General features: G+C 56.9%; 2 protein-coding genes. Both read right to left on the reverse strand.

Annotation, left to right across the window (positions count from 1 at the left end; all coding sequences use genetic code 11):
* Window positions 1–260 precede the first annotated feature (260 nt).
* Window positions 261–674 (reverse strand): hypothetical protein, encoded by a 414-nt coding sequence (locus tag ACFQY0_RS21045; protein WP_379716984.1) that lies wholly within the window; start codon window positions 672–674, stop codon window positions 261–263.
* A 565-nt stretch (window positions 675–1,239) separates the two neighbouring features.
* On the reverse strand, window positions 1,240–1,944 hold a 705-nt coding region (locus ACFQY0_RS21050; RefSeq protein WP_379716987.1), incomplete at its 5' end, for a hypothetical protein.

A 1,944-nucleotide genomic window follows, 5' to 3' on the forward strand; every position in this document is an offset into this window, starting at 1 on the left:
CAAGAATCGCCCAAGTTGAGGAATGCCTTCGATCACTTGGGAACTTGCCCAAGATTCGGGATCGCTCACGCCCAGCTTGCGGAATACTTCGGTGAGTTCGTCTTGGTTCATTTTCTGAAGCTAACGTCTGAGAAATGGCGATCCCGACCCTCATGGCGGCACTCCGATTCCCGTTGCCGGATTGAAGCACCAGAACGGAAACGTAACAAGGCCGCTGTGAGGGGTCGCCATCTTCGGCTTGTTCGCTTCATTGATTGGCTTCATCGACTTGCTAACAATCCCTGAATCTGTGCCGCAGGAAATCCAGGCACGTTCGGCAGGATGACCTCAGTCCCATCGCGAAGTCTCAATACTGCCAGATCCTCATGCTCGAATCCCTTGGTGTAGACAACGCCGTCAACTTGATCTGTTGCCACCCTTACGCTTCGTCCAATAATCCAACTGGGGGAATCAACCTCAATACGCGTTCTGTCAGCTCGGACCCGCAGGTGTGGGCGTCGAATAACGGGAACTGCAAGAAAGGCAAAAAACACCCCGAATCCCCCAAGGCCATAGGCCACCAAGTGATTCCCGATAAGCCTGTCCGCCAGCAGTGCGAGACCCGCTCCCGTCAGCAGACTGCCGAAGAAGAACACGAGCGCAGTAAGCCGATACGACTTGGTCCAAGAGATCATTTCTTAGCGAACGTTCGAGCTGAGGCGATCCCGGTGAGCTCACCGGGAAGGCTGCGGGGATCCAAGCAGCTTTCGAAGCTGGCGGCAAGAACTCAACACAGCCGCTGAAAGGGGTCGTCCTCGAGCGCCTTGTTCTCGTTGGGCGGTCTTGGGGGCGGGGAGTTCTTCGCGGAGGCCGCCGTCCGCCACGGGAAAATACCCGATCGAGCGCCGACACCATCCCACGAGGCACTCCGAGCGGTGATGATGCAGAGCCCCAGCGAAGCTGACAGACAATCTAACAGCGTCTGTCACGTGGCCGTTCCGATCTCTCCTGACCGCTCCTCTGCTGCCCACCGCACGATGATCACCCCGGTCAGCAAAGCTCCGGAAGCTCGAAAACCTCGATAAGCCCGACCTATCTCCGACTCCGTCTTCTGCCACACCCTCAGAACCCAGACGCTCTACATTCCACGAGAACGTTTGATGTGGACGCGCGCCCCGATGGCGGCACTTCCGACGCAAGGAAAGCAGATCGAATCATACTCGGCAATCTCCAACAAAGCCGCTGATTGGCGTCGCTGTCTCACGACTTGTTCTCCTCGGTTGGTTCCAGCCACTTGCGTTCGGAATATGGTAGGGCCATGAAGTCAGCATCGTGGCTCGAGCGGTCGCAACTCCAATTAACGTAGACTGCAAAGAAGTCTTGGCGCCTCGAAGTGACGAAATCATGGAGCGCTAGAACACCGACCGGATCCATGCCAAGACTCGCATAAATCAAAACATCTGGAGAAGTCTGGAGTGCTGCGGCGACGCCAAGGAAGTTGCGTGGGTTCCCAGCATTCCATTCAAGCTTGGGACGCACGTCGATCGGAAGCTCGGAGATGATCTCCTGCGCAGATTGCTGGTCGACTCCAACCTCATTCGAGAGCCATCGATCTGTTGAACTCGGAGAAAGGAAACGGAAGAGACCGCCACGTCTTCTCGCTGGTTTCGCAACGCCTACGATCCAGCCATCGATTCGGAGCCGGGCGGCGATCTCATCAAGGAGTGACTCCTCTGCGTAGAACTCGCCTGCCACAAGCAACGATACGGCGTGGCCACGTTTCACATCGAGTGACGGAAGTTCAAAGTGTCCGAGGAGCCGCGGCATCTTTTCAGGAGAACGTTTGAGCTGAGGCGATCCCGGTGAGCTCACCGGGAAGGCTGCGGGGATCCAAGCAGCTTTCGAAGCTGGCGGCAAGAACTCAACACAGCCGCTGAAAGGGGTCGTCCTCGAGCGCCTTGTTCT

Origin of the sequence: Haloferula chungangensis (genome assembly GCF_042664875.1) — a bacterium.
GTDB lineage: Bacteria > Verrucomicrobiota > Verrucomicrobiia > Verrucomicrobiales > Akkermansiaceae > Haloferula > Haloferula chungangensis.

Excerpts from the sequence above, each read along its gene's own strand:
- ACFQY0_RS21045 (WP_379716984.1), bottom strand. The coding sequence starts at position 674 with ATGATCTCTTGGACCAAGTCGTATCGGCTTACTGCGCTCGTGTTCTTC.